General features: G+C 59.6%; 23 protein-coding genes. 17 read left to right on the forward strand and 6 right to left on the reverse strand.

From position 1 onward, the window contains the following. Positions 1-463 precede the first annotated feature (463 nt). Positions 464-922, reverse strand: coding sequence for an REP-associated tyrosine transposase (locus KBY08_RS13355; protein ID WP_003400255.1), 459 nt, complete (start codon positions 920-922; stop codon positions 464-466). A 142-nt stretch (positions 923-1,064) separates the two neighbouring features. Here KBY08_RS13355 and KBY08_RS13360 point away from each other — a divergent pair, with 142 nt between their 5' ends. From KBY08_RS13360 to ureC, 15 genes are all read left to right on the forward strand, one after another. Continuing rightward, positions 1,065-1,526, forward strand: coding sequence for a copper chaperone PCu(A)C (locus KBY08_RS13360; RefSeq protein ID WP_024651859.1), 462 nt, complete (start codon positions 1,065-1,067; stop codon positions 1,524-1,526). A 70-nt stretch (positions 1,527-1,596) separates the two neighbouring features. Continuing rightward, positions 1,597-1,971, forward strand: a complete 375-nt coding sequence (locus tag KBY08_RS13365; RefSeq protein WP_218961543.1) for a DUF2946 domain-containing protein — start codon at positions 1,597-1,599, stop codon at positions 1,969-1,971. 84 nt (positions 1,972-2,055) lie between these two features. Then, a complete protein-coding gene (locus KBY08_RS13370; protein ID WP_103713569.1) occupies positions 2,056-3,429 on the forward strand; it encodes a PepSY-associated TM helix domain-containing protein in 1,374 nt (457 codons plus the stop codon). 249 nt (positions 3,430-3,678) lie between these two features. After that, a complete protein-coding gene (locus KBY08_RS13375) occupies positions 3,679-7,125 on the forward strand; it encodes a dermonecrotic toxin domain-containing protein (protein ID WP_111522223.1) in 3,447 nt (1,148 codons plus the stop codon). Positions 7,126-7,360: 235 nt separating this feature from the next. Further along, a complete protein-coding gene (gene urtA, locus KBY08_RS13380) occupies positions 7,361-8,626 on the forward strand; it encodes an urea ABC transporter substrate-binding protein (protein ID WP_011269025.1) in 1,266 nt (421 codons plus the stop codon). A 317-nt stretch (positions 8,627-8,943) separates the two neighbouring features. After that, positions 8,944-10,533, forward strand: coding sequence for an urea ABC transporter permease subunit UrtB (gene urtB / locus KBY08_RS13385; RefSeq protein ID WP_011269026.1), 1,590 nt, complete (start codon positions 8,944-8,946; stop codon positions 10,531-10,533). Further along, positions 10,533-11,612, forward strand: coding sequence for an urea ABC transporter permease subunit UrtC (gene urtC, locus KBY08_RS13390; RefSeq protein ID WP_011269027.1), 1,080 nt, complete (start codon positions 10,533-10,535; stop codon positions 11,610-11,612). The genes urtB and urtC overlap by 1 nt, the downstream gene beginning before the upstream one ends. Beyond that, positions 11,609-12,469 carry an urea ABC transporter ATP-binding protein UrtD gene (gene urtD, locus KBY08_RS13395; protein WP_111522224.1) on the forward strand — a complete coding sequence of 287 codons (861 nt, stop codon included), beginning with the start codon at positions 11,609-11,611 and terminating at the stop codon, positions 12,467-12,469. The genes urtC and urtD overlap by 4 nt, the downstream gene beginning before the upstream one ends. Positions 12,470-12,592: 123 nt before the next feature. Next, on the forward strand, positions 12,593-13,291 hold the full coding sequence (gene urtE / locus KBY08_RS13400; RefSeq protein WP_024642115.1) for an urea ABC transporter ATP-binding subunit UrtE: 699 nt from the start codon (positions 12,593-12,595) through the stop codon (positions 13,289-13,291). A 48-nt stretch (positions 13,292-13,339) separates the two neighbouring features. Then, entirely contained in the window at positions 13,340-14,185 is an 846-nt protein-coding gene (locus KBY08_RS13405; RefSeq protein ID WP_003400270.1) for an urease accessory protein UreD, read from the forward strand. 302 nt (positions 14,186-14,487) lie between these two features. Further along, positions 14,488-14,790 (forward strand): urease subunit gamma, encoded by a 303-nt coding sequence (gene ureA / locus KBY08_RS13410; protein WP_003317023.1) that lies wholly within the window; start codon positions 14,488-14,490, stop codon positions 14,788-14,790. A 10-nt stretch (positions 14,791-14,800) separates the two neighbouring features. Next, positions 14,801-15,358: a GNAT family N-acetyltransferase gene (locus tag KBY08_RS13415; protein WP_011269031.1), complete on the forward strand. Its 558-nt coding sequence runs from the start codon at positions 14,801-14,803 to the stop codon at positions 15,356-15,358. A gap of 10 nt (positions 15,359-15,368) precedes the next feature. Next, on the forward strand, positions 15,369-15,902 hold the full coding sequence (locus tag KBY08_RS13420; protein WP_024638227.1) for a GNAT family N-acetyltransferase: 534 nt from the start codon (positions 15,369-15,371) through the stop codon (positions 15,900-15,902). Next, positions 15,899-16,204 carry an urease subunit beta gene (locus tag KBY08_RS13425; protein ID WP_003391866.1) on the forward strand — a complete coding sequence of 102 codons (306 nt, stop codon included), beginning with the start codon at positions 15,899-15,901 and terminating at the stop codon, positions 16,202-16,204. Before KBY08_RS13420 ends, KBY08_RS13425 begins: the two co-directional genes overlap by 4 nt. A gap of 140 nt (positions 16,205-16,344) precedes the next feature. Beyond that, positions 16,345-18,045 (forward strand): urease subunit alpha, encoded by a 1,701-nt coding sequence (ureC, locus tag KBY08_RS13430; protein ID WP_011269033.1) that lies wholly within the window; start codon positions 16,345-16,347, stop codon positions 18,043-18,045. A gap of 51 nt (positions 18,046-18,096) precedes the next feature. On the opposite strand, the gene KBY08_RS26785 is transcribed toward ureC, so the two are convergent. Then, positions 18,097-18,705: a thioredoxin family protein gene (locus KBY08_RS26785; protein ID WP_111522236.1), complete on the reverse strand. Its 609-nt coding sequence runs from the start codon at positions 18,703-18,705 to the stop codon at positions 18,097-18,099. Between the two features lie 13 nt (positions 18,706-18,718). Next, a complete protein-coding gene (locus tag KBY08_RS13440) occupies positions 18,719-19,090 on the reverse strand; it encodes a thioredoxin family protein (RefSeq protein ID WP_024651866.1) in 372 nt (123 codons plus the stop codon). Positions 19,091-19,250: 160 nt separating this feature from the next. On the opposite strand from KBY08_RS13440, the gene KBY08_RS13445 reads away from it, so the two are divergent. Beyond that, a complete protein-coding gene (locus KBY08_RS13445) occupies positions 19,251-20,381 on the forward strand; it encodes a sensor histidine kinase (protein ID WP_111522225.1) in 1,131 nt (376 codons plus the stop codon). A 75-nt stretch (positions 20,382-20,456) separates the two neighbouring features. On the opposite strand, the gene cbpA is transcribed toward KBY08_RS13445, so the two are convergent. Continuing rightward, positions 20,457-21,401: a curved DNA-binding protein gene (gene cbpA, locus KBY08_RS13450; protein ID WP_111522237.1), complete on the reverse strand. Its 945-nt coding sequence runs from the start codon at positions 21,399-21,401 to the stop codon at positions 20,457-20,459. A gap of 327 nt (positions 21,402-21,728) precedes the next feature. Here cbpA and KBY08_RS13455 point away from each other — a divergent pair, with 327 nt between their 5' ends. Then, on the forward strand, positions 21,729-22,994 hold the full coding sequence (locus KBY08_RS13455; protein ID WP_003400303.1) for an Hsp70 family protein: 1,266 nt from the start codon (positions 21,729-21,731) through the stop codon (positions 22,992-22,994). A gap of 277 nt (positions 22,995-23,271) precedes the next feature. Here the strand turns inward: KBY08_RS13455 and KBY08_RS13460 are convergent, their stop codons facing one another. Continuing rightward, entirely contained in the window at positions 23,272-24,282 is a 1,011-nt protein-coding gene (locus KBY08_RS13460) for an AI-2E family transporter (protein ID WP_003419507.1), read from the reverse strand. Positions 24,283-24,470: 188 nt separating this feature from the next. Next, positions 24,471-24,761, reverse strand: coding sequence for a PsiF family protein (locus tag KBY08_RS13465; protein WP_003368898.1), 291 nt, complete (start codon positions 24,759-24,761; stop codon positions 24,471-24,473). Between the last annotated feature and the right edge of the window lie 63 nt (positions 24,762-24,824).

The raw sequence follows: 24,824 nt of genomic DNA on the forward strand, positions 1-24,824 counted from the left end.
ACGTGGCTCGAAAACACCACCGACCTGCGGGAGTGATCCACAGGGCTTGAAAACACGCCGGACCTGTGGGAGTGAGCTTGCTCACGAAGAGGCCGGGGCAGTCGCTGAAAATCTATATATCCGTGACTACGCCTTCGCGAGCAAGCTCGCTCCCAAAAGATCAGCGCTGCTGCAGAACATCTACGTGGCTCGAAAACACCACCGACCTGCGGGAGTGATCCACAGGGCTTGAAACACCCCGGCCCTGTGGGAGTGAGCTTGCTCACGAAGAGGCCGGGGCAGTCGCTGAAAATCTGTTGATCTGCTAATCCGCCTTCGCGAGCAAGCTCGCTCCCACAAGGTCAGCGATGCCGCATGAACATCTACATGACTTGAAACACACCAGCCCTGTGGGAGTTATCCACATTCCTCGAAAAAACTCTGGACCTGTGGGAGTGAGCTTGCTCACGAAGAGGCCGGTTTTTCACAGCCAAATTGCGTCCCATAAGGGATAATCGCGTACGCTTTTGACCAGGTTGGCTCGAACAGGATTGGCAACGATATAACGGGCAAAATCCAAAAGGCTTTCTTCAGTGCGGATGCTGACGTCGTGGAATCCGCTTTGCCAAAAAGGTCCACTGCAGCCTCTGGCTCTGTTGATGGCGATCGCGCTTTTCGATTTAACGCGCTGTACAACGCTGGATAATGAGTGGCTATTCAACTGCAGTAGCCAGTGAATGTGGTCGGGCATTACAACCCAGGCTAATGAATCGGCCAGTTGCTGCGCCTGAACATGTCGAAGCTCATCCACCAACAGACGCCCCATGCGCCAATCGGAAAAGACAGGAGTTCTCTGGAATGTTTTTGCGGTGACCAAATAAATCTGGCCGGTACCGGAGAATCGCCCCAAGCGTAAACGATGTGATTGTGATCTCTGATTCATCCTCATCACCTTATGGCTGCGTGCCGGGGAACGACTCTACGAAACGGGCTCACTCAGCGGCGCTCAAAGGTTTGCCCAAGTGTTTCGGACTTCCAGTTGAGCTACCTTTCACTCCTTCATCGAATCCCCCGGAGAATCCCCCATGCTCAAACAAGCACTGCTGCTGGCCGCACTGCTGCTGCCAGCCGGCCTCGTCCACGCCCATGAGTACAAGGCAGGGTCATTGCTGATCGGCCATCCATGGTCAATGGAGCTACCGCCCAATGCACCAACCGTGGCGGCCTATTTCACCCTCGAGAACAAGGGTGACAGCGCCGACCGCTTGATCGGCGTCGACACGCCCATCGCCGGACAGGCGCAGTTGCATGAGCATGTACACGCCGACGGGCTGATGAAGATGCAGCACGTGCAGGCGGTCGACATACCGCCTGGCGCGAAGGTGGTTTTCGCACCCATGGCCTGGCACGTGATGCTGCTGGACATCAAGGACCGTTCGAAGCTGGTGGTCGGCCAGCGCTTCCCGATGACCCTGCATTTCGAAAAGGCGGGGGATATCGAGGTGCAGGTCGTGGTACAAAAGCAGGCTTCGGAGCACCAGCACTGAGTAGCCTTCCCGAGTGAGCAGCGCATGCCGTCGCGACAGATCAGCCCCTCGTAATAACCGGGGAGCCTGGCTGAGTCTGTTTGCCATGTTGATGATCTTTATCGGTCCACTGGTTTCCCAGTCGATGCCGATGGATCATCACGCCGGCATGTCGATGTCCATGCCAGCCGGGATGGACATGCCGGCCGATGGTCACGCCCAGCATGGCAGCGAGCATGCGATGCCTGCCGACGCAGGCATGAGCGATCACGCGCTGTGGGCAAAATGTGGCTATTGCACACTGCTGTTCAGTTGCCCGGCATTGCCCCATGTCCTTCAACTGGTCGCCGCCCCGCCACCCGGACCCGCTGACTTTTTCGCCCTGCTGCCCTTGCCGGGGCATGCCCGCAACGCCATCTTCCCCAATGCTCGAAGCCGGGCACCGCCAGCGCTCATCACCGCATAAGCCGAAAAAAAGATTTCACGAGGGCGCGCGGCTCACTGCTGCGCGCCGTTCGTGCTGTGTTGTCCCTATTGGGGAGCGTTTGACGTGTCCAAACCTGATGTCTCTTTTTACAACCTTGCCTGGCGATGGCATTTCTACGCGGGACTGTTCGTCGCGCCGTTCATGATCCTGTTGTCGCTGACCGGCATCATTTACCTGTTCAAGCCGCAACTGGATAACCTGATGTACAGCGATCTGCTGAACGTCGCGCCGGCCGAGCACCGCCTGACTGCCGACGTGTTGCAACAGCGCGTGCTGAGTACTTATCCACACGCCACGGTCGGCAAGTATTTCCCGCCGACCAGCACCGAGGGCAGTGCGCAGTTTGTCGTCAGCGAGCAGGGACGGGAGCTGAATGTCTTCATCGACCCCTATCGCGGCGACATTCTTGGCACCCAGGACGCCACAAAGAACCTGCAGGCGGTTGCCCGCGCACTGCACGGCGAGCTGATGATCGGCACGCTGGGCGACCGGCTTGTCGAGCTGGCGGCAGGCTGGGGCGTTGTGCTGGTGATTTCCGGCCTTTATCTATGGTGGCCACGCGGTCGCTCCGCGGCTGGGGTTTTCTGGCCGCGCCTGACGGCCAAAGGGCGCGTGCTGTGGCGTGATCTGCACGCGGTTACCGGCTTCTGGGGCGCTTTGCTGTTGCTGTTCATGCTGTTGAGCGGCATGACCTGGACCGGTCTGTGGGGCAAGCAATACGCGGCGGTGTGGAACACCTTCCCGGCCGCCATGTGGACCGACGTCCCCAAGTCCGACAGGCAGGCTGGCGAGCTGAACAATGCCAGCGTGCAGACCGTGCCGTGGGCAATGGAGAACACACCGATGCCGGTTTCGACCGGCGAACACGCCGAGCACATGGACCACATGCACATGTCCAGCGCACCGGCAGCGCCAACAGTGTCCTTGCAGAAAGTGGTCGACATCGCGCGGGCCAGAGACATCGTGCCGGGCTACAGCATCACCCGGCCCAAGACAGCTGACGGCGTGTTTACCGTGTCGGTGTTCGCCGACGACCCCCGTGATGATGCGACGCTGCATATCGACCAATACACCGGCAAGGTGCTGGCTGATGTGCGCTACGTCGATTACAGCACGGTGTCCAAGGCTACCGAGTTGGGCGTCATGCTGCATGAGGGCAAGTTTTTCGGCTGGATCAACCAGCTGCTTATCTTGCTGGTTTGCCTGATGGTGTTGCTCAGTTCGGTCAGCGGCCTGGTGATCTGGTGGAAACGTCGACCTCAGCGCGGGCTCGGTGTACCGCCCTTGCGCCACGACCTGCCACGCTGGAAAACAGCGACAGTGGTGATGATTGCCTTGGGCGCAGTGTTCCCTCTGGTGGGCATTTCGATGCTCATTGTCTGGGTGCTTGATCGAATAGTGCTTTCGCGCTTTGCCAAACAGGCGACAACAGCTTAGATTGCTCCCTGCGGGGCCTGAAACCACTGAGTGGCGTTGTGATGAATTCCTCCTCATACCCGGTTTCAGGCCTCGCCCTGCCTGAATTGCTCTTGCTCCCCCCTATACGTCCTACCCACCGGATAGCCGATGCCGCAGCCATCGACCATCGCTGGCTGATATCCCCGCAGCACCGACCGTGACTACATGACATGAACCGCCAGGCCATTGCCTCGAGCGGATCATCCATCATGCAGACGAATCGGCACCATGAACTTACCGCTCACGACATCACCCCCACCTCTACCCGCCTCGCTTGCCAGCGATAGCTATCCACCCGGTTTCAGCAAGACGACGCAAGAGCTCGCCCGTAGCCTGCTGCACCCGCTCAAACCCGACCTGGATGTCGAGACCACATGGCTGACCTACCGCGACAGCAAGGTCGCAGCGGACGACGGCGCCAACATACACAGCGTTCCGTTGATCTCCAGCCTGGTCGAGCATTTCACCGGCCTTTTGAACTGGACCGACAATGATGTGCAGGGTCTTTACCCGACCCCGTCGTCCACTTCGCAGACACCGGCCATCCAGCCGCTGGGTCGAGCGGCTATCGTGGATTTCTACACTCGGGTCAGCCAGCAGCTGGAGCAATTCTATAGCCAGAAACTTGCAGACTATTGGGCCATCGCAACGCCGGACGGTGAAACCCGGAGCAACCGGTATCTGGCCGAGCAGATCGAGTGTCTGAAATCCGAATGCGCGGTGCTGATCGCCTCGGGAAAAATGGCGACCGGGCACTACAGTCTGCTATCGGCAGCACTGGGGCCATGTGCCACACGCCCGGCCGGAAACATCGCGCAAATTCAACCCCACAGCATTTTCAGCCTCTCGACCCGTATCGGTGATGGCCCTGCAATTGCGATCTCCGGTGCGTTTGCCATCGCTCGACGTCTTCGTAAAGAACCGCTGTTACAGCTTGACGAAGAGGAGCTTGAGGACGTCCTGCTGTTCACTCCTTATGACGGGCTGGAGGCATTTGCATCCCTGACACACATGAATGAGCGCCTTGCTCAACGCGCAACAGAGCCTGACTACAGGCGACGCCTGGGGATTGAGCCTGCGGCTGAACAGGCAAGCCAGGCCGCCTCCGGTTTCATCGCGCTGCAATGGCAGTACACCTTGCTGGAAGGCAATTTTCTGAGCCTGTTGCACACCCGCCAGATCGCCCGACAGCAATCAATGTTCGCTCAGGCCGTACAGCTTGCTCGTGCTCAACGGATGGACGAGGTTTGTTTCGAGCAATTGATAACGCATTTGCTGAAGCCAGAGCTTTACTTTGACAACCATTGGCGCCTGGACAGGCTCGATAACGACCTGGTTCAGAGCCAGATGCCTGACTGGTGGAAAACCATGCAGGCGTCGCAACGCGAGGAATGGCTTGCGCAGGCACAACAGTTTGGTGAGTCGGTTGTCAGCATCCGGCAAGTCAGCAAGGCTAACTTCGACCCGCCGGACAATGATAGCCGTACCTATCTCACGCGCTATATCGACAAGCATCTGGATGAAGTATTGAAACAGGCATCTGTCGAAATAGCCGCGCAGCAGATTACCGTTTCGATTAATTACAGGCTTGGCACCGAAGTGCTGGAGATCCCCGGCGCACCTGTGCTGCCGACAACCGAAACTGAAAACATTTCGCTCTGGCAACTGGCGCATACCCATGCCCACCGTGCCAGGGCCGCAGATGCAGTGCTGATCCACGCTGTCGATGAGGCAGGCGCCGTCATCCAGAAACTGGACATGGCCACTATAAAGAGGCTGGTCACAGCCATAGAGAACCCTCAGCACCTTAGCGACTACCTCGATCTCAATCTGAAGACATCAGCGTATGCGCGACAACTCAAGCAGTTGCAGAAAGCCATGCTGGAAGCCCGGATGAAGATGGCCCTGCTGGAGATCGAACAGCAGGCTTTTGCACCGGCCGGTCTTGAGTGGATCGAGGCAGTGCTTGATTCGCCGGCACCGCAAGGGCGTCGGACCATCAAAGGGGAAGCCATCGAGGTCCGGTTTTTCAGCGTCAATCAATTCATGATGACCAATGTCATGCTGATTGCTCCAGCCGACAAATTCGAGCGGGGGCCACTGGTGCTGTGCACGCTGGATGCTGCCGACGGCGTCGTTTTCCGCTGGTTCAACAGCATGTATCACCTGACCACCGGTTTTTTGGAAAAAGCGCCATTCCAGCAGTATCTGATTGAGCAAATACCGGTTTCCAGGCGCCTGGAAACGTTGCGTGCCATGCAGTACGAAAAGCAGGCCAGGCACTGGCGCATGCCAGAGGTTTTTACCCAACTGTCGCTGATACCGATCCCGGCGAGGCTGCTGCACCCGGTGGTATTTGTCAGCCAAAGCAAAGACCTTTATGTGGAAATCCACGAGACCAGGATCAATCAGTTGATCAGCGAAGCCAAACGGCAAATGAGCCTGGCCAACGGCATGGGGCGATCAGGCCGAACCTTCGATCTGATCGCCAACATCGGAATTCTGTTTTTGCCTGACCCGATCATGATGCCTGTCGCACTGGGCGTGGGCCTGTACAAGACCTGGAGCGCCTTCTCGAAACTCGACGAAGGCGACCTCGAAGGTGCAGCCGAGGAATTTCTGAGCGCCGTAGGCTATCTTGCTACCGCTTTCATTGGCCGCCTGGCGCTCGCCCTGAAGCCGGCAATGCATGCCTCGAAGGTGGTAAGACGCCCGCACCTGATCCGCAGGGTCGGCCGCGACGGGCAGATCCAGATCGGCTACCTCCTGTCGCACTCCAGAGCCCCCCGCTTTGCAGACCCCAAATTGATCGTCGCTATGGACTCCCAACGGTTCATCGCCATCGATATAGAGGGCCAGACCTTTTTCGTAAGCCGACGTACCAATATGTTTGGTCACTCGCGCCTTTATCGGCGATCCCCGACTGACGCAACGCTACTGGTGCATGAGCAGGAATACGCATTGCGCACCACCAGCGGGGCCTGGAAAACCGTGGGCAAACAGATACCACGCATCAGTCAGTCCGCCATCCGTAATGCCCGATCACAACTGGCCAGCCTGACCACTGCCTGGCCTGTGTCCCTGGAAGAGACAGGTAGCGCCGAACGCTTGAAGTTCGAGGCCGACTACCTCGCCCTGGGCGCAGCGTCCAACGCCGAAAACCTTTCCGAAATAGCGGCTTATGCGGAAGGTGGCTCGACGGACATCAACCCTCTGTTACGAAGCGGTGTGCGCAATGCCACAACACGCAACTTTCTAAGCCAGTTCTATCAGCTCAAAGCATGGGATGGCACTGCTTTTCGCTCGACGTACGTATCAAGCGAAGGGATGGCCTGTCTGGAGCACGAAGCAGGTGCGGTGTTTACCGACAGTGGCGTGCAGTCCGCCTCGATATCGCGAGCCAATGCCTTCCTGTGGAGCCGGGATGGATTTGTGAGCAGTAACGCCAATGCAGAAAATCACCCGGTCTTTTTCATCTTTGCCCCGGGCATACCGAAAAAAAACATGTTTACCGGCTTCCTCGGTGATCACGTCGCCATCGCACCGGGCACGCGCATGCAACTGGGGGCGACAACGCGAATCAACGGTCAGCTGTTTGCGTGGTTCGACGCTCCCGAGCAACTCACTGATCAGACGTTTGACCTGTACACCGGAGCAAAGGAGCTATGGGTCTGAAACACCTGGAAAATTGACCGCTCGCTAGCCTGAACACCCCTTTCGCACCATCGCAGAGCTTCATACGCACCAACGGCAGAACGTTGTTCCACCTTGGTGCGACTCCTCGACTCAACGCGACAAAATCATTCCGTTTCGCGACGTTGCTGCGTTGGCCCAGACCTTGCTAAAGCTTGAAAGAGCAACGAAATGCACCGCCGCCAAACCTCAAACAATGTACTAAGGGAGCCAGTCAATGAAGCGTCGCAGCCTGATCAAAGCCTTTACCCTGTCCGCATCCATCGCCGCCATGGGGCTGACCTGGACCGTTCAGGCTGCCGAGACCATCAAGGTCGGCATTCTGCATTCGTTGTCCGGCACCATGGCCATCTCCGAGACGTCGCTCAAGGACATGGCCTTGATGACCATCGACGAGATCAACGCCAAAGGCGGCGTCAACGGCAAGATGCTGGAGCCGGTCGTTGTGGACCCGGCGTCCAACTGGCCGCTGTTCGCGGAAAAAGGCCGTCAGTTGCTGACCCAGGACAAGGTCGCCGTGGTGTTCGGCTGCTGGACATCGGTGTCGCGCAAATCGGTACTGCCGGTCTTCGAAGAACTCAACGGCCTGCTGTTCTACCCGGTGCAGTACGAAGGCGAAGAAATGTCGCCCAATGTTTTCTACACCGGCGCCGCGCCTAACCAGCAGGCTATCCCGGCCGTCGACTATGTCATGAGTGAAGATGGCGGCGCTGCCAAGCGCTTCTTCCTGCTTGGCACCGACTATGTCTACCCGCGCACCACCAACAAGATTCTGCGCGCGTTCCTGCATTCCAAAGGCGTGAAAGACACCGATATCGAAGAGGTCTACACCCCGTTCGGTCACTCCGATTATCAAACCATCGTGGCCAACATCAAGAAGTTCTCCGCGGGTGGCAAGACGGCCGTTATCTCCACCGTCAACGGCGACTCCAACGTGCCGTTCTACAAGGAACTGGCCAACCAGGGCCTGAACGCTACCGACGTACCGGTTGTGGCCTTCTCGGTAGGCGAAGAAGAACTGCGCGGCATCGACACCAAGCCACTGGTAGGCCATCTGGCCGCCTGGAACTACTTCCAGTCGGTGGAAAACCCGGTCAACAAGAAGTTCGTGGCTGACTGGAAAGCCTACGCCAAAAAGAAAAACCTGCCAGGCGCTGACAAGGCCGTGACCAACGACCCGATGGAAGCCACCTACGTCGGCATTCACATGTGGGCGCAGGCGGTCGAGAAAGCCAAATCCACCGACGTGGACAAGGTCCGTGAAGCCATGGCCGGACAGACGTTCGCAGCGCCGTCGGGCTTTACCCTGACCATGGACAAGACCAACCATCACTTGCACAAGCCAGTGATGATCGGCGAAATCCAGGACGACGGTCAGTTCAACGTCGTCTGGCAGACCAAAGAGCCGATCCGCGCCCAGCCATGGAGCCCGTACATCCCTGGCAACGACAAGAAGCCGGACGCCCCGGCGAAGAGCAACTGACGGATCAACGCTGCTTGATCGTTCCCACGCTCCAGCGCCAAGCGTTATAGACAGGTCCTGAAGCCCGCGAAGTCCGGGGTTTCAAAGCTTCTGCCCACAGGGCGTAGGAGCGACCGGGGCGGCGATCCGCCTTGTTCGCGAAGACGGTAGTTCGAACGATACATTTTCGGAGAATGTACCGGCCCTTTCGCGAACAAGTTCGCTCCTACGGCCTTCGGCCAGAATCAAAAACAGCCCCCGCATGTGACGCTTGGCGAAGGGCGTGAAGGACCGTCTCAAGAGTAGACGACGCCATACTGAATCAAGGCCATATTGATATGCCTTCTTATTTTTACCGTTTGATCCTCGCCATCTGCCTGCTGCTGCCTTTGGCTGCCCAGGCCGGTGATGCCAGCGACTTTGTCGCAGCCAGTTCTTCGCAACAGGCAGAACTGCTGGAGGCCTGGGCCGCCAAGCCTGTGCCGGAACGCGTCGAGCTGCTTGAAGCCTTACGCGATGGCCGTGTGGGTGCCGACAGCAGCAAGCGCGCCTGGATCGAAAACAACGATCAATACGTGGCCGTCGATGCACAGGCACCAGCCGCCGCCGATGCGCCAACGCCTGACGAACCGCGTAAATTGCGCTTGAACAACCGGCTGCGCGGCCTGGTTGAAACCGCGCTGGCCAGCCACCAGTTGCTGGCAGCCGATACACGACTGCGCATGGCCGCCGCTCTGCAATTGCAAAAAAGCGCCCGCCCTGCACAACTGGAGTTGCTGACCGAACGCGTGGCCGGCGAAACAGATTCCAGCGTCAAAAGCGCACTGACCCTGGCGCTGGCCAACCTGCAAATGGTCGATTCCAGCCCGACAGTACGCCTGGCTGCCGTGCGACTGCTGGGCGAAACCGGTGATCCGCTGGCGCGTACCCGTCTTGAATCATTGCTGGCGCCCGGCGTGGAAACCGACGCTTCGGTACGCGTGGCGGCTGAAACCAGCCTGGCGCAGGTCAAGCGCAAGCTGATGATCGGGGAGATCCTCGGCCAGGCGTTCAGCGGCATGTCGCTGGGCTCTATCCTGTTGCTGGCGGCGCTGGGTCTGGCGATCACCTTCGGCCTGCTGGGCGTGATCAACATGGCCCATGGCGAGATGCTGATGCTGGGGGCCTACTCCACCTACGTCGTGCAACTGATGCTGCAGCGCTACGCACCGGGGGCCATCGAGTACTACCCGCTGATCGCGTTGCCGGTGGCGTTCTTTGTCACCGCCGCGATCGGCATGGCCCTGGAGCGTACGGTCATTCGTCATCTGTATGGCCGCCCACTGGAAACCCTGCTGGCGACCTGGGGCATCAGCCTGATGCTGATTCAGGCCGTGCGTCTGGCCTTCGGCGCGCAGAACGTCGAAGTCGCCAACCCGCAATGGCTGTCTGGCGGCATCCAGGTGCTGCCTAATCTGGTGCTGCCTTACAACCGCATCGTGATCATCGCGTTCGCGCTGTTCGTGGTGGTGCTGACCTGGCTGCTGCTGAACAAGACCCGCCTGGGCCTGAACGTGCGCGCCGTCACCCAGAACCGCAACATGGCCGCCTGCTGCGGCGTACCGACCGGGCGCATCGACATGATGGCCTTCGGTCTGGGCTCAGGTATCGCTGGTCTGGGGGGTGTTGCCCTGAGCCAGATCGGCAACGTGGGCCCTGATCTTGGCCAAAGCTACATCATCGATTCGTTCCTGGTGGTCGTGCTCGGCGGTGTCGGGCAACTGGCCGGTAGCGTCATGGCGGCCTTCGGGCTGGGCATCGCCAACAAGATTCTCGAACCGCAAATCGGCGCCGTGTTGGGCAAGATCCTGATCCTGGCGCTGATCATTCTGTTTATCCAGAAACGTCCGCAAGGCCTCTTCGCATTGAAAGGACGGGTGATCGACTGATGAGCCAGCCATTGATAGTAACTGCCGCGCAAAAAGTCGGGCCCAGAGGCACGCTGACCGCAGGCTGCGTAATCCTTGCAGTGCTGCTGGCACTGCCGCTGCTGTCGCTGCTGCCTGCCGATAACAGCTTTCAGGTCTCGGCCTACACCCTGACCCTGGTGGGCAAGATCCTCTGCTACGCCATTGTCGCGCTGGCGCTGGACCTGGTCTGGGGCTACGCCGGGTTGCTGTCGCTGGGCCACGGCCTGTTCTTCGCCCTAGGCGGTTATGCCATGGGCATGTACCTGATGCGCCAGGCCGCTGGGGATGGGTTGCCGGCCTTCATGACCTTCCTGTCGTGGACCGAGCTGCCATGGTACTGGGCGGGCACCGACCATTTCCTCTGGGCGATGTGCCTGGTGGTATTGGCACCGGGACTGCTGGCGCTGATCTTCGGCTTCTTCGCCTTCCGCTCGCGGATCAAGGGCGTGTACTTCTCGATCATGACCCAGGCGCTGACCTTCGCCGGCATGCTGCTGTTCTTTCGCAACGAGACCGGCTTTGGCGGCAACAACGGCTTCACCAACTTCCGCAGCATTCTGGGCTTCAGCATCAGTGCACAAGGGACCAGAGCCGCGCTGTTTCTGGCCACGGTCGCACTGCTGGTGGCCAGTCTGTACATCGGCTGGCGCCTGGCGCAGAGCAAGTTCGGCCGCGTGCTGACCGCGCTGCGCGATGCGGAAAACCGCCTGATGTTCTGCGGTTACGATCCGCGCGGCTTCAAACTGTTCGTCTGGGTGCTGAGCGCCGTGCTGTGCGGTCTGGCTGGCGCCTTGTATGTGCCGCAGGTCGGCATTATCAACCCCAGCGAAATGTCGCCGACCAACTCCATTGAAGCCGCTGTCTGGGTAGCCCTGGGTGGCCGTGGCACGCTGATCGGCCCGCTGCTGGGCGCAGGTCTGGTGAACGGCATGAAAAGCTGGTTCACCATGGCCTTCCCGGAATACTGGCTGTTCTTTCTCGGCGCGCTGTTCATCATCGTCACGCTGTATCTGCCCAAGGGCGTGATCGGCATGCTGAAGAAAAGGAGCGAGCAATGAAAACCACTCCGACCCCGTCTTTCATGCTCGAACCGATTCTGGCCCCGAACTCCGACGCAGGCACCAGCCGCGACGCGGTGGGGCTCGGCAAGAGCGCAGGCAAAGGCCTCAATACTCGCCACGGCACGATCCTGACGCTGGAAGACATCAGCGTCAGCTTCGACGGCTTCAAGGCCCTGAACGATCTGAATCTGTACATCGGCGTAGGCGAACTGCGCTGCATCATCGGCCCCAACGGCGCGGGCAAGACCACGCTGATGGACGTCATCACCGGCAAGACCCGCCCCAGCCACGGCAAGGCCTGGTTCGGTGAAACGCTGGACCTGACGAAGCTGACCGAAGTGCAGATCGCTCAGGCCGGCATCGGCCGCAAGTTCCAGAAACCCACGGTATTCGAGGCCTTGAGCGTGTTCGAAAACCTCGAGCTGGCACAGAAGACCGACAAATCGGTGTGGGCCAGTCTGCGTGCGCGGTTGAGCGGCGAGCAACAGGACCGGATCGCTGAGGTGCTGGAAACGATCCGCCTGACCAGCTCGATGCACCGTCCTGCGGGCTTGCTGTCCCACGGCCAGAAGCAGTTTCTGGAGATCGGCATGCTGCTGGTTCAGGACCCGCAATTACTGCTGCTCGACGAGCCCGTCGCGGGCATGACCGATGCCGAAACCGAATTCACCGCCGAGCTGTTCAAAAGCCTGGCCGGCAAGCATTCGCTGATGGTGGTTGAACACGACATGGGTTTCGTCGGCTCGATTGCCGACCATGTCACCGTGCTGCACCAGGGCAGCGTGCTGGCTGAAGGCTCGCTGAACGACGTACAGGCCGACGAACGCGTGATCGAAGTTTACTTGGGGCGCTAGCGCGACCAGCTGCAAGCTTTTAGCTGCAAGCTGCAAGCTGCAAGCTGCAAGCTAGAAGCAAAAACAACGTGCTGCTCTTTACTTGCAGCTTGAAGCTTGAAGCTTATAACTCATGAGGCCCTCATGCTCACTGTTAGCCAGCTCCACCAATATTACGGCGGCAGCCACATTCTTCGCGGTCTGTCGTTTGATGTGAAGGTCGGAGAGGTCACCTGCCTGCTGGGCCGCAACGGCGTGGGCAAGACCACGCTCCTGCGTGTACTGATGGGCCTGCTGCCATCGAAGGAAGGTTCGGTGCAATGGGAAGGCAAGGCCATCACCCAGTTCAAGACACACCAACGGGTACATGCCGGGATTGCTTACGTGCCGCAGGGCCGGGAAATATTCGGCCGGCTGACGGTCGAGGAAAATCTGCTCATGGGCCTGTCGCGTTTTCCGGGCTCCGAGGCCAAGGAAGTGCCGGCCTTCATCTACGAGTTGTTCCCGGTGCTGCTGCAAATGAAGCACCGTCGCGGCGGCGATCTGTCCGGTGGTCAGCAGCAGCAACTGGCGATAGGCCGGGCGCTGGCGAGCCGTCCACGCCTGCTGATTCTCGACGAGCCCACCGAAGGTATTCAGCCCTCGGTGATCAAGGAAATCGGCGCGGTCATCAAAAAGCTCGCCGAGCGTGGCGACATGGCGATTCTGCTGGTCGAGCAGTTCTACGACTTCGCCGCGGAACTGGCCGATCAGTACCTGGTGATGTCGCGGGGCGAGATCGTCCAGCAGGGCCGTGGCGAGAACATGGAGAGCGACGGCGTTCGTGGTCTGGTGACCATTTGATGCGTCAATCCGTTATCGTGCAGCACTCGACAAGCCAATGAAGACATCATGAACCTGCCTGCCAACACCGCCCTCTTCACCCCCAGCTGGCACGCCGAGCTGGAATTGGGTTACGGCCGTTTTGATGACAGCACACGCCCGACACTGCGGCGCCACAAAGGACCGCTGCGCGTGCAAAAGCATCTGTACGCCGAAGGCCCGGAGGTGTGCCAGCACATCATCGTTCATCCACCGGGCGGTATCGCCGGGGGAGACCGGCTGGATATCTCGGCCACCGTGGGTGCCGATGCCTGGGCACAGTTGACCAGCCCCGGCGCGGCCAAATGGTATCGCGCCGCCAGCCCGGCCTTTCAGCAACTGGAACTGCACGTCCAGCCCGGCGCGACACTGGAATGGCTGCCGCAGGAAAGCATCGTCTTCAGCAACGCCCAGGCAGAACTGAGCACCCGCATAGAGCTGCACGGTGATGCGAAGCTATGCTACTGGGATGTGGTGGCGCTGGGCCGGCCGGCCAGTGGCGAGCGGTTCGAGCACGGGCAGTTTCAATCGCATCTGGATATCCGTCGCGACGGCACATTGCTCTGGCATGAGCGACAACGCATTATCGGTGGCGACGGGCTGCTGGACTCGCCCATCGGCCTGGACGGCAGAACGGTGTTCGCCACCCTGCTGATGACCGGCGAAGTCGACAGCGAGCTGCTCGAGGCCTGCCGTTCGCTGTCGATGCCCAACCCGGTACGCGGCGATCTGACGCAACTGCCCGGCCTGCTGGTCGCTCGCTGCCTGGCAGACGAAGCACTGCACGCACGGGCCTGGCTGATACAAATCTGGAAATACCTGCGCCCTGCCCTGCTGGGACGCGAGGCGGTAACGCCAAGAATCTGGAACACCTGATTGATGACTGGACGCTCTGCATTCCATGCTACACCCTCGGCGCTGATGCACTCAGCGTGATACATAAGTCCTGAAAAGCCCGAAAATCGGGGCTTTTAGCGCTTCTGCCCGCAGGGCGTGGGAGCGAACCTGTTCGCGAAGACAATGTTTTAGGCGCTGCATTTTCGGCGACTACACCGGCCCCTTCGCGAACAAGTTCGCTCCCACGGCCTTCGGCCAGAACCCAAAACAGACTTATACATAACGATGAGGGCTCAAGCCTGGGAACGATCAACCAACGAATTTGAACAAACGGAAGCCCCATGGACCTGACACCACGCGAAAAAGACAAGCTGCTGATCTTCACCGCCGGACTGGTCGCCGAACGGCGTCTGGCGCGCGGCGTGAAGCTCAACTACCCGGAAGCCATGGCCTATATTTCTGCGGCGCTGCTCGAAGGTGCGCGTGACGGGCAGACCGTCGCTGAGCTCATGCATTACGGCACGACCCTGCTGAGCCGCGATCAGGTCATGGAAGGTATCGCGGAAATGATCCCGGAGATCCAGGTGGAAGCCACCTTCCCGGACGGCACCAAACTCGTCACCGTGCATCAGCCGATTGCCTGAAGGAGTGATCATGCAGGACGTGATTCGCGATGCCCTGCCGGACGATCTGCCGGGCATTCTGGACATCTACAACGATGCAGTGCTCAACACCACGGCTATCTGGAACGAGCAGCCGGTTGATCTGGCCAACCGCCAGGCCTGGTACGCAGCTCGCCAGAGTCAGGGTTATCCGATTCTGGTGGCGGTCGACAACGCCGGCGAAGTGCTCGGCTATTCGTCGTTTGGCGACTGGCGGCCGTTCGAAGGCTTTCGCCATACGGTCGAGCATTCGGTCTACGTGCGCGCCGACCAGCGCGGCAAAGGCCTGGGCCCGCGGCTGATGGCCGCGTTGATTGAGCGCGCCCGCGACTGTGACAAGCACATGATGGTCGCGGCCATCGAAAGCGGTAACGCTGCGTCCATCGCCCTGCATGATCGCCTGGGCTTCAAGATTACCGGGCAAATGCCGCAGGTCGGCACCAAGTTCGGCCGCTGGCTGGACCTGACGTTCATGCAGCTCGACCTGTCGCCCGGTGCGCCTGCGCCCGCTTCACAGGCACCCAAGCCCCTCTCACCCAAGCCCCTCTAGAGAGCACGCCATGAACCATGCACAACTGCGACGTGTTACCGCTGAAAGCTTCGCGCATTATCGCCATGGCCTGGCGCAACTGCTGTTCGACACGGTTCACGGCGGCGCATCGGTCGGGTTCATGGCGGATCTGGATATGCAGCAGGCGTATGCCTGGTGCGATAGCCTGAAGGCCGATATCGCCGCAGGCGATCTGCTGCTGTGGGTGGTGGCCGAGGACAGTCATGTGCTGGCCAGCGCGCAGTTGTCGCTGTGTCAGAAGCCCAACGGCCTGAACCGCGCCGAAGTGCAAAAACTGATGGTACTGCCGCAAGCCCGAGGTCGCGGCCTGGGCAGGCAACTGATGGAGGAGATCGAACAGACTGCGGTGAAACACAAGCGTGGGCTGCTGCACCTGGACACCGAAGCAGGCTCGACGGCTGAAGCCTTCTACAGCGCGCTGGCCTACAACCGTGTCGGTGAGCTGCCGGATTATTGCGCGACACCGGACGGTCGCTATCGGCCGACCGCCATTTATTTCAAAACCTTGGGGCAACCGACATGATCCCTGGTCAATACCAGATCCAGCCCGGCGACATCGAACTCAACGCCGGACGCCGCACCCTCAGCCTGACCGTCGCCAACAGCGGCGACCGGCCGATTCAGGTGGGCTCGCATTTCCACTTTTTCGAAACCAACGACGCACTGACCTTCGACCGCGCCGCCAGCCGGGGCATGCGCCTGAACATTCCGGCAGGCACCGCCGTGCGCTTCGAACCGGGCCAGTCCCGCGAAGTCGAGCTGGTCGACCTGGCCGGCTTGCGCAAGGTTTACGGGTTTGCCGGGCGAGTGATGGGGGAGCTTTAGCTTCAAGCTTCAAGCTTCAAGCTTCAAGAGAAAAGCATGTGACGACTAAAGACTTGCAGCTTGCATCTTTCAGCTTGTCGCTTTGAACACATTACAGTGTGCGGCCTGCAGCTTGCCGCTCTGAATCCGAGGTACGAGAGATGAAGATAAGCCGACAGGCCTACGCAGACATGTTCGGCCCCACCGTCGGCGACAAGGTTCGCCTGGCCGACACCGAGCTGTGGATCGAGGTCGAGAAGGACTTCACCACCTATGGCGAAGAAGTGAAGTTCGGCGGTGGCAAGGTCATTCGTGACGGCATGGGCCAGGGCCAGCTGCTGGCCGCCGAGGTGGTCGACACGCTGATCACCAATGCCCTGATCATCGATCACTGGGGCATCGTCAAGGCCGACGTCGGCATCAAGAACGGGCGTATCGCGGCCATTGGCAAGGCGGGCAACCCGGACATCCAGCCGGACGTGACCATTGCCGTCGGCGCTGCCACCGAGGTCATTGCCGGCGAAGGCATGATCCTCACCGCGGGTGGCGTCGACACGCACATCCACTTCATCTGCCCGCAACAGATCGAAGAGGCCCTGATGAGCGGCGTGACAACGATGATCGGCGGCGGCACCGGCCCGGCCACGGGCACCAACGCCACCACCGTCACACCCGGCCCGTGGCACATGGCGCGCATGCTCCAGGCCTCGGACTCGTTCCCGATGAACATCGGCTTCACCGGCAAGGGCAACGTCAGCCTGCCCGGCCCGCTGATCGAACAGGTCAAGGCGGGGGCCATCGGTCTGAAGCTGCACGAAGACTGGGGTACCACGCCTGCGGCCATCGACAATTGCCTGAGCGTGGCCGACGAATACGACGTGCAGGTCGCGATCCACACCGACACCCTCAACGAGTCGGGTTTTGTCGAGACCACCCTGGCCGCGTTCAAGAACCGCACGATTCACACTTATCACACCGAAGGTGCCGGTGGCGGTCATGCGCCAGACATCATCAAGGCCTGTGGTTCGCCGAACGTGCTGCCGAGCTCGACCAACCCGACGCGCCCGTTCACCCGCAACACCATCGACGAGCACCTGGACATGCTCATGGTCTGCCACCACCTGGACCCGAGCATCGCCGAAGACGTGGCTTTCGCGGAAAGCCGCATCCGCCGCGAGACCATCGCCGCCGAGGATATCCTTCACGACCTGGGCGCCTTTTCCATGCTCAGTTCCGACAGCCAGGCCATGGGCCGGGTTGGCGAAGTGATCATGCGCACCTGGCAAACCGCCGACAAGATGAAGAAACAGCGCGGCCCACTGCCGCAGGACGGCCCGGGCAACGACAACTTCCGCGCCAAGCGTTACATCGCCAAATACACCATCAATCCGGCGATCACCCACGGCATCAGCCATGAAGTGGGCTCCATCGAAGTCGGTAAATGGGCAGACCTGGTGCTGTGGCGGCCGGCGTTCTTTGGCGTCAAACCGACCCTGATCCTCAAGGGCGGGGCCATCGCTGCCAGCCTGATGGGCGACGCCAATGCTTCAATCCCGACCCCGCAACCGGTTCATTACCGCCCGATGTTCGCAAGCTTCGGCAGTTCACTGCACGCCACCAGCCTGACGTTCATCAGCCAGGCAGCGTTCGACGCCGGCGTACCGGAGTCACTGGGCCTGAAAAAGCAGATCGGTGTCGTCAAAGGCTGCCGTACCGTGCAGAAAAAAGACCTGATCCACAACGATTACCTGCCGGACATCGAAGTCGACCCGCAGACCTATCAGGTCAAGGCCGACGGCGTGCTGCTATGGTGCGAACCTGCCGATGTGCTGCCGATGGCGCAGCGGTATTTTCTGTTTTGAATCAGCAAGGGCCTTCGCTTTCAGAAGGCCCTTCAATATTTATTGCTCGGTTTATTCTTTGAGGCTAAGCAACTCGTTGAGTTTGGCTCTGAACCAGGACTTCAGATGAAAATCAGCGGTTTCCTCAATCTTTTTACCGCTCTTGAAAAAGATGACGGTTGGTGTAACGGTGACATTGTAGTTTTGGGCGGTCGCTGGGCTAGTGTCCACAGGCACACGAAGCATGACGACCCTCCCGGCAAACTCAGGCGCTAGCTCATCGAGAATTGCCCCAGTCCGTGTACTGTTGTTCGCTTCACCGTGGTCATTAACGCCGGGGTTGCTGAATTCCAACACCACCAACGGGCTGATTGCAGTCCATTGGGAACTGAAGTCCGCATCGTTCTTGACGACCCGGACCCGGGCTGCTTTGTTCTGGTAATTCAGAAGTGTTTCTTTAGATTCCAATATTTTCAGCGACTGCAGCGTATCGTTGATAGCGTCCAGTACCCCCAGATCCTTGGGGGTGCCGGTGCCCTGCAATGCTCGCTGCAATGGGAGAAAAACGCTCAGTTTTCCTGTCGCTACGTCGTCGAGCTTGCTGACTTTTCCATCGGCCAGTGTCTGCTGGGCACGCGTTACACGCTCTTCGACAAAAGCTGTGAGTTCTGTGTTCGACATGGTCATTCTCCCATTACGAAGCGGGTAGCAATTCATCCAGGATTTGCGTCATCCGTTCTTTGGTTTGCTGGCCGACAAGGTCTTCCCTTGCTCTTGCGCCAGCCTTGAAGAAAACCATCGTCGGACCATGATTTATCTGATATTGAGTCGAAGTCACCGGGTTGAGATGCGAATCCAGTTCGATCTCGACCCTGACCAAGCTGACCTTTCCGGCATATTTCTCTTCCAGCGCATTAAAAATGGTATCCATTCTGGCGCTGGCGTTATCCTCGCCTCGCTTGTTTACCTTCACTTTCGTCGAGAATTCCACCACCACGAGCTTTTGGTTGCTCGCCTCAATGACATCCTTCTGAAAGGTCGAATCAGTAACTGTCATGACACTCATGCTCAGGGCCTCCATTCGATTAACCTGCCGAATGAACATAGGCCCCATAGAAATCAGCGTCTACTGACAGAAATGACAGTAAACACTCTGTTTGTCGTGCTCTGTAAAGGCGATAATATGCGCCATCTTTCGTCACGCCTCTCCAGCAAGGTACTCGGCCATGCGCCTTTCCGAATTCATCGCTATTCATGTGGATCGCATCGTCGATGAATGGGAAGCCTTCGCCAGAACCCTGAAACCTGCGGCAGAAACGATGACCAAGGCCGAGTTGCGGGATCATGCCAGGTCGATTTTGCTCGCCGCCGCGCGGGACATGAAGACCGCGCAGAGCAAAAGCGAAGAAATTGCCAAGGCCAGGGGCGAAGAGCTGAACAAGACGCCAAGCCTGGACGAAGCAGCCAGCAGCCATGGCGAGTTGCGCCATGAGGTCGGTTTTGATCTGGTGCAGATGACGTCGGAGTTTCGCCATCTGCGCGCCAGCGTCATCCGCCTCTGGGTAGAAAGCCTGGCAGCGCCGCAACTGGCTGATTTTCAGGACGTGATTCGCTTCAACGAAGCCATCGACGAGGCGCTTGCCGAATCCACCGCGGCCTATGCGGAACGGGTTGGCCGCTCACGGGATATCTTTCTTGCCATTCTCGGTCACGATCTGCGCGCACCGCTGCAGGCCGTCAGCATGTCCACCGAGTTGCTGGCACGCAAAATAACGCTGGACGAAAAAACCCAGTCCTATGTTTCACGTATCCAGACCAGCACCCGCCATATGGGCTCGATGGTCAGCGATCTGCTGGAGTTCGTACGCAGTCGTCTGGGCGCCGGGCTGCCGGTGGAACGCAAATACATGGACCTGGCCAGCGCCTGCCGCGAGGCGATCGAAGAAGCCTGTGCAGGGCGACCGGACTCTGCTCCGGTGCTGAACGTAGAAGGCAACACCAAGGGCCACTGGGACGCCGGGCGGATCAGCCAGATGCTGCAAAACCTGATCGGCAATGCCCTGCAGCATGGTGCGGCCAGCCACGAGATAACGGTGACAGTCACGGGCGCCGAGAAAGCCGTGATATTGGTGGTACACAACGAAGGCAAACCGATTGCCGAAGACGCTATCGGGACGATTTTCGATCCGCTGGTGCGCAGCACCGAGGAAAACAGCGAAACACGCGGCACGTCGACCAGCCTGGGCCTGGGCCTGTTCATCGTCAAGGAAGTGGTCAACGCCCACGGCGGCAGCATCACTGTGACCTCGACCATTGGTGAGGGCACGACCTTCAATGTGGTGCTGCCGAAAAACTGACCGGGGCTGACTGCCCGCAGATACGGGTGCCGCATCAGCCCAGGCAGAAAAGACCGAGTCGCAAGACTGCTCCGCTCAACCCTTCCACTGCGCACGGGGATCGAACGAAGAACTGTCGGCCAGTTTCTGCCAGAGCGCCCGCGTAGCCTCGTCGGTGTGCTTGGGCACGACGATTTTCAACTGCGCATAAAGATCGCCGCGTTCGCCACTCTTGTTCATCAAGCCGTTACCCTTGATCCGCAGACGCTGACCGTTCTGACTGTCCGGGCGGATGGTCAGGTTGAGCCTGCTGGTCAGCGTCGGCACGGCGACCTTGGTGCCCAGCACGGCTTCCCAGGGAGCCAGCGGCACGGTGATGACCAGATCATGGCCTTCGACCTCGAACAGCGGGTGCGGGGCCAGGCGAATGATCAGGTACAAATCGCCATTGGCACCACCGCCTACGCCCGGCGCGCCCTGCCCCTTCAGGCGAATACGCTCGCCATCGACGACGCCCGCCGGAATCTTCACGTTCAGGGTCTTGGTGATATCACTCATGCGCTGCCCGTTGGGGCTGTGCTGCGGCACCTTGAAGCTGACCTGCTTGGATTCCCCCGACAGGGTTTCTTCGAGAAACACCGCCAGTTCCATCTCCACGTCCTGCCCGGTACGCCCCGCGTTGCGGGTACGCCCGCCCTGCTGTGGCCGGCCACCGAAAATGGAGCTGAAAAACTCCGAGAAGTCTGCCGTTTCCTCGAACCCGCCTGCCCCGGCACCTGCGCGGCTTTGCCAGCCCGGCGGAGTCTGGAACGGGCGGCCCTGACGACCGTATTTGCGCAGCTCATCATACTCGGCGCGCTTTTCAGGGCTGCTGAGTACCTCATAGGCTTCGGAAGCTTCCTTGAACTTGTCTTCGGCGCCTGCCTCCTTGCTGACGTCCGGGTGATACTTGCGCGCGAGTTTGCGATAGGCGGTCTTGATCGCCTTGTCGTCCGCAGTCGGCTCCACGGCAAGTATCTTGTAGTAGTCTTTGAAATCCATGTAACGATCACCCATCCGAATTATCCGGCAAAGCCAGATACGCTGGCGTCACGCGCCCAGCTCCCTCTGTCACGAGGCATCTGGATTACCTAACGTCGAAAAATATACAGATAGACCAGCCGCCTTTGCCGGCGGGTCGATAGCTCGACAACATAGTGTCCGACAACAGGGTCTACCGGGAATCCCTACAAGATTGGGGGTAACGGGTCTCAGTTCAAGCCTTGGCCGCAAATACAGCCAGGTAAATATAAGCGACGTGTCGCGCTACGCAATTTGCCCGCGCTGACATAAACTGCGCGGCCGTTTTTTGACTGGAACGTAAAAGACATGAATGACCAATCCCCGGCCCGTGCCTGCGGTATCGATTTCGGCACGTCCAACTCCACTGTCGGCTGGCAACGACCCGGCATGGAATCGTTGATCGCGCTGGAGGACGACAAGATTACCCTGCCTTCGGTGGTGTTCTTCAATATGGAAGAGCGCCGCCCGGTGTATGGCCGCCTGGCGCTGCACGAGTATCTGGAAGGCTATGAAGGCCGCCTGATGCGCTCGCTCAAAAGCCTGCTGGGCTCCAAGCTGATCAAGCATGACACCAGCGTGCTGGGCACAGCGATGCCGTTCAAGGATTTGCTGGCCCTGTTTATCGGCGAGCTGAAAAAGCGCGCGGAGCAAACGGCCGGCCGCGAATTCGAGCAGGTCGTGCTGGGCCGTCCGGTGCATTTTGTCGATGACGACGCACAGGCCGATCAGGAAGCCGAAGACACGCTGGCTGAAGTGGCGCGCAAGATCGGCTTCAAGGACGTGTCCTTCCAGTTCGAGCCCATCGCGGCGGCCTTCGACTACGAGTCCACCATCCAGGACGAAGAACTGGTGCTGATCGTCGACATTGGCGGCGGTACCTCGGACTTTTCGCTGGTGCGTCTGTCGCCCGAGCGACGCCAGCACGATGATCGCCAGCAGGACATCCTCGCCACCGGTGGCGTGCACATCGGCGGGACCGACTTCGACAAGCAGTTGAGCCTGCAAGGCGTGATGCCGCTGTTCGGTTATGGCAGCCGCATGAAAAGCGGTGCGTACATGCCGACCAGCCACCATATGAACCTGGCGACCTGGCACACCATCAACGCCGTGTACTCGCAAAAGTCGCAACTGGCCCTGGGCAGCATGCGCTACGACATCGAAGACACCGGCGGCATCGATCGCCTGTTCAAACTGATCGAACAGCGCGCCGGGCACTGGCTGGCCATGGAAGTGGAAGAAACCAAGATCCAGCTGACCCACGCCGACAGCCGTCACCTGCTCATGGATCGAGTGGAAGCCGGACTGAGCGTGGACCTTAGCCGGGTGATGTTCGAAGCAGCGATCGACGCCCAGCTTGAGCGCGTGCGCAACAGCGTGACGAACTTGCTGAACGATGCGGGAGTGAGTGTCGAACAGGTCAGCACGGTGTTCTTCACCGGCGGTTCAAGCGGCATCCCGGCCCTGCGCAACAGCGTCTCGGACATGCTGCCCAACGCACGCCACGTCGAAGGCAACATCTTCGGCAGCATCGGCAGCGGCCTGGCCATCGAAGCGAAGAAGCGTTACGGCTAGTCATGTGCCTATCGTGGGAATGCCCTTCGTGATGCTCCGCGTCACAGATCGCTGATCTTGTGGGAGCGAGCTTGCTCGCGAAGACGGATTACCTGATCAATGGATGTCCAGCGGCTGCACGGGCCTCTTCGTGAGCAAGCTCACTCCCACGGGCGGGAGTGTTTCGAGCCATGTGGATGCTCTGCAGCACCGCAGACGTAGAGCGTCCAGAAATGCATGCCAACACGGTGAACTGGCACGATAGGCGTTCTTTCGGACGCCTATCTATGCAAGCGCCCTAGACCAACCCTTCCTTCTGCAACTCGCTCTTCAGGTACGCATAGTAAATCGGCCCTGCGACCACACCCGGCAGGCCGAATGCGGCTTCGAACAGCAGCATCGCCAGCAGCAACTCCCACGACTTGGCATTGATCTGCCCGCCCACGATGCGCGCATTGAGGAAGTACTCGACCTTGTGGATCACGATCAGGTAGCCCAGCGCAGCCAGTGCGACCCAGATCGAGATGGACATGCCGACGATGAAGATCAGGGTGTTGGACATCAGGTTACCCACCACCGGCAACAGTCCGAGCAGGAAGGTCATGATGATCAGGGTCTTGGTCAGCGGCAGGTGAATCCCGCACAGCGGCAGCACGACGGCCAGAAATACCGACGTAAACGCGGTGTTGAGCAGGGAAATCTTGATCTGGGCGAAAACGATGTTGCGAAACGCCCGGCTGACCAGGTACAGCCGATCGAACAGCGCGGCTGCCAGCGGCTTGCGCGCATGCACATCGGAGATACGCTGCAAGGCAATGATCGCGCCCAGCACCATGCCGATCAGCATGGTGACGAACATGTGCGCCGCGCCCTTGCCGATCAATTGCAACTCGCCGACGTGTTTCTGCAGCCACTGCCCGAGCGAAACCTGAAACTCCGCGGCGCTGGCAGGCAGATAGGCATCGATGAACGGTGGCAACTGACCACGCGCGCGATCGACCAAGGTCATGAACTTGTCGAGCGAGGCTCCGGGGTTTTCGGCTTCATGCAGCACAAAACTGATGGCCCCGGCAAAAATCAGCGTCAGCAGGCTGACCACCAGCGTGCCCAGCAGCGCGACAGCCAGCCAGCGCGCCCGTTCGCCGGAGATCAGACGTTGCAGCTTGGGGGTCAACATGTTGACCAGCTCGAACACCAACAGTCCGGCCAGCAGGCTGGGCAATAACTTGAATGGCAACACCAATAACAGACCGCCAAATACAAGAATCCAGCTGGCTATTAACACCTGACGCGCAGAAAACGTTGGCATAGACCCTCAACGGGCAACACAAGGAAGGTGGGCAGTCTGCCAGCCTTCGCAGCCCAGAACCAGTGATCCGAAAGCGCTAAAAAACAAGCCGCAACCATCTGCCCGATGATCGGCTCGAGAACGGCGCGAAAGTGCAGTGTTTACTGCACCCGCGCCGGTTACCTGCAGCAAGGAGGCCGACTGAAAAATTATTTCTTCTTGAGACAATCGCTCATGAAACTCTTGCGCGCGTCACCCTTGAGCGCCTGAGTGCTGGCGGTCGCGTTGCAGGTTTTCATCTTCTCCTGCTGGGTGGCCGCCGGCGGCGGTGCCGCTTTCAGGCAAGTGCTCATGAACGTCTTGCGCTCATCACCCTTCAGCGACTTCGCGCTGGCGTCGGCATTGCAGGTGGTCATTTTGTTCTGCTGCGCGGTCGCAGCGAAACCCTGGGCAGACAACATCAAGCCTACGAGCAACACAGGAATACCGAGCTTGTTCATCGATCCACTCTCCAGATCCACTGCACCGGGCGGCACAGGCTGAGAGTCAGTGTAGTCAGCGTC

Source organism: Pseudomonas sp. P135, from assembly GCF_020312125.1.
GTDB classification, from domain to species: Bacteria; Pseudomonadota; Gammaproteobacteria; order Pseudomonadales; family Pseudomonadaceae; genus Aquipseudomonas; species Aquipseudomonas fragariae.

Excerpts from the sequence above, each read along its gene's own strand:
- KBY08_RS13355 (WP_003400255.1), bottom strand. The coding sequence starts at position 922 with ATGAATCAGAGATCACAATCACATCGTTTACGCTTGGGGCGATTCTCC.
- KBY08_RS13360 (WP_024651859.1), top strand. The coding sequence starts at position 1,065 with ATGCTCAAACAAGCACTGCTGCTGGCCGCACTGCTGCTGCCAGCCGGC.
- KBY08_RS13375 (WP_111522223.1), top strand. The coding sequence starts at position 3,679 with ATGAACTTACCGCTCACGACATCACCCCCACCTCTACCCGCCTCGCTT.
- urtA (WP_011269025.1), top strand. The coding sequence starts at position 7,361 with ATGAAGCGTCGCAGCCTGATCAAAGCCTTTACCCTGTCCGCATCCATC.
- urtB (WP_011269026.1), top strand. The coding sequence starts at position 8,944 with ATGCCTTCTTATTTTTACCGTTTGATCCTCGCCATCTGCCTGCTGCTG.
- urtC (WP_011269027.1), top strand. The coding sequence starts at position 10,533 with ATGAGCCAGCCATTGATAGTAACTGCCGCGCAAAAAGTCGGGCCCAGA.
- urtD (WP_111522224.1), top strand. The coding sequence starts at position 11,609 with ATGAAAACCACTCCGACCCCGTCTTTCATGCTCGAACCGATTCTGGCC.
- urtE (WP_024642115.1), top strand. The coding sequence starts at position 12,593 with ATGCTCACTGTTAGCCAGCTCCACCAATATTACGGCGGCAGCCACATT.
- KBY08_RS13405 (WP_003400270.1), top strand. The coding sequence starts at position 13,340 with ATGAACCTGCCTGCCAACACCGCCCTCTTCACCCCCAGCTGGCACGCC.
- ureA (WP_003317023.1), top strand. The coding sequence starts at position 14,488 with ATGGACCTGACACCACGCGAAAAAGACAAGCTGCTGATCTTCACCGCC.
- KBY08_RS13415 (WP_011269031.1), top strand. The coding sequence starts at position 14,801 with ATGCAGGACGTGATTCGCGATGCCCTGCCGGACGATCTGCCGGGCATT.
- KBY08_RS13420 (WP_024638227.1), top strand. The coding sequence starts at position 15,369 with ATGAACCATGCACAACTGCGACGTGTTACCGCTGAAAGCTTCGCGCAT.
- KBY08_RS13425 (WP_003391866.1), top strand. The coding sequence starts at position 15,899 with ATGATCCCTGGTCAATACCAGATCCAGCCCGGCGACATCGAACTCAAC.
- ureC (WP_011269033.1), top strand. The coding sequence starts at position 16,345 with ATGAAGATAAGCCGACAGGCCTACGCAGACATGTTCGGCCCCACCGTC.
- KBY08_RS26785 (WP_111522236.1), bottom strand. The coding sequence starts at position 18,705 with ATGTCGAACACAGAACTCACAGCTTTTGTCGAAGAGCGTGTAACGCGT.
- KBY08_RS13440 (WP_024651866.1), bottom strand. The coding sequence starts at position 19,090 with ATGAGTGTCATGACAGTTACTGATTCGACCTTTCAGAAGGATGTCATT.
- KBY08_RS13445 (WP_111522225.1), top strand. The coding sequence starts at position 19,251 with ATGCGCCTTTCCGAATTCATCGCTATTCATGTGGATCGCATCGTCGAT.
- cbpA (WP_111522237.1), bottom strand. The coding sequence starts at position 21,401 with ATGGATTTCAAAGACTACTACAAGATACTTGCCGTGGAGCCGACTGCG.
- KBY08_RS13455 (WP_003400303.1), top strand. The coding sequence starts at position 21,729 with ATGAATGACCAATCCCCGGCCCGTGCCTGCGGTATCGATTTCGGCACG.
- KBY08_RS13460 (WP_003419507.1), bottom strand. The coding sequence starts at position 24,282 with ATGCCAACGTTTTCTGCGCGTCAGGTGTTAATAGCCAGCTGGATTCTT.
- KBY08_RS13465 (WP_003368898.1), bottom strand. The coding sequence starts at position 24,761 with ATGAACAAGCTCGGTATTCCTGTGTTGCTCGTAGGCTTGATGTTGTCT.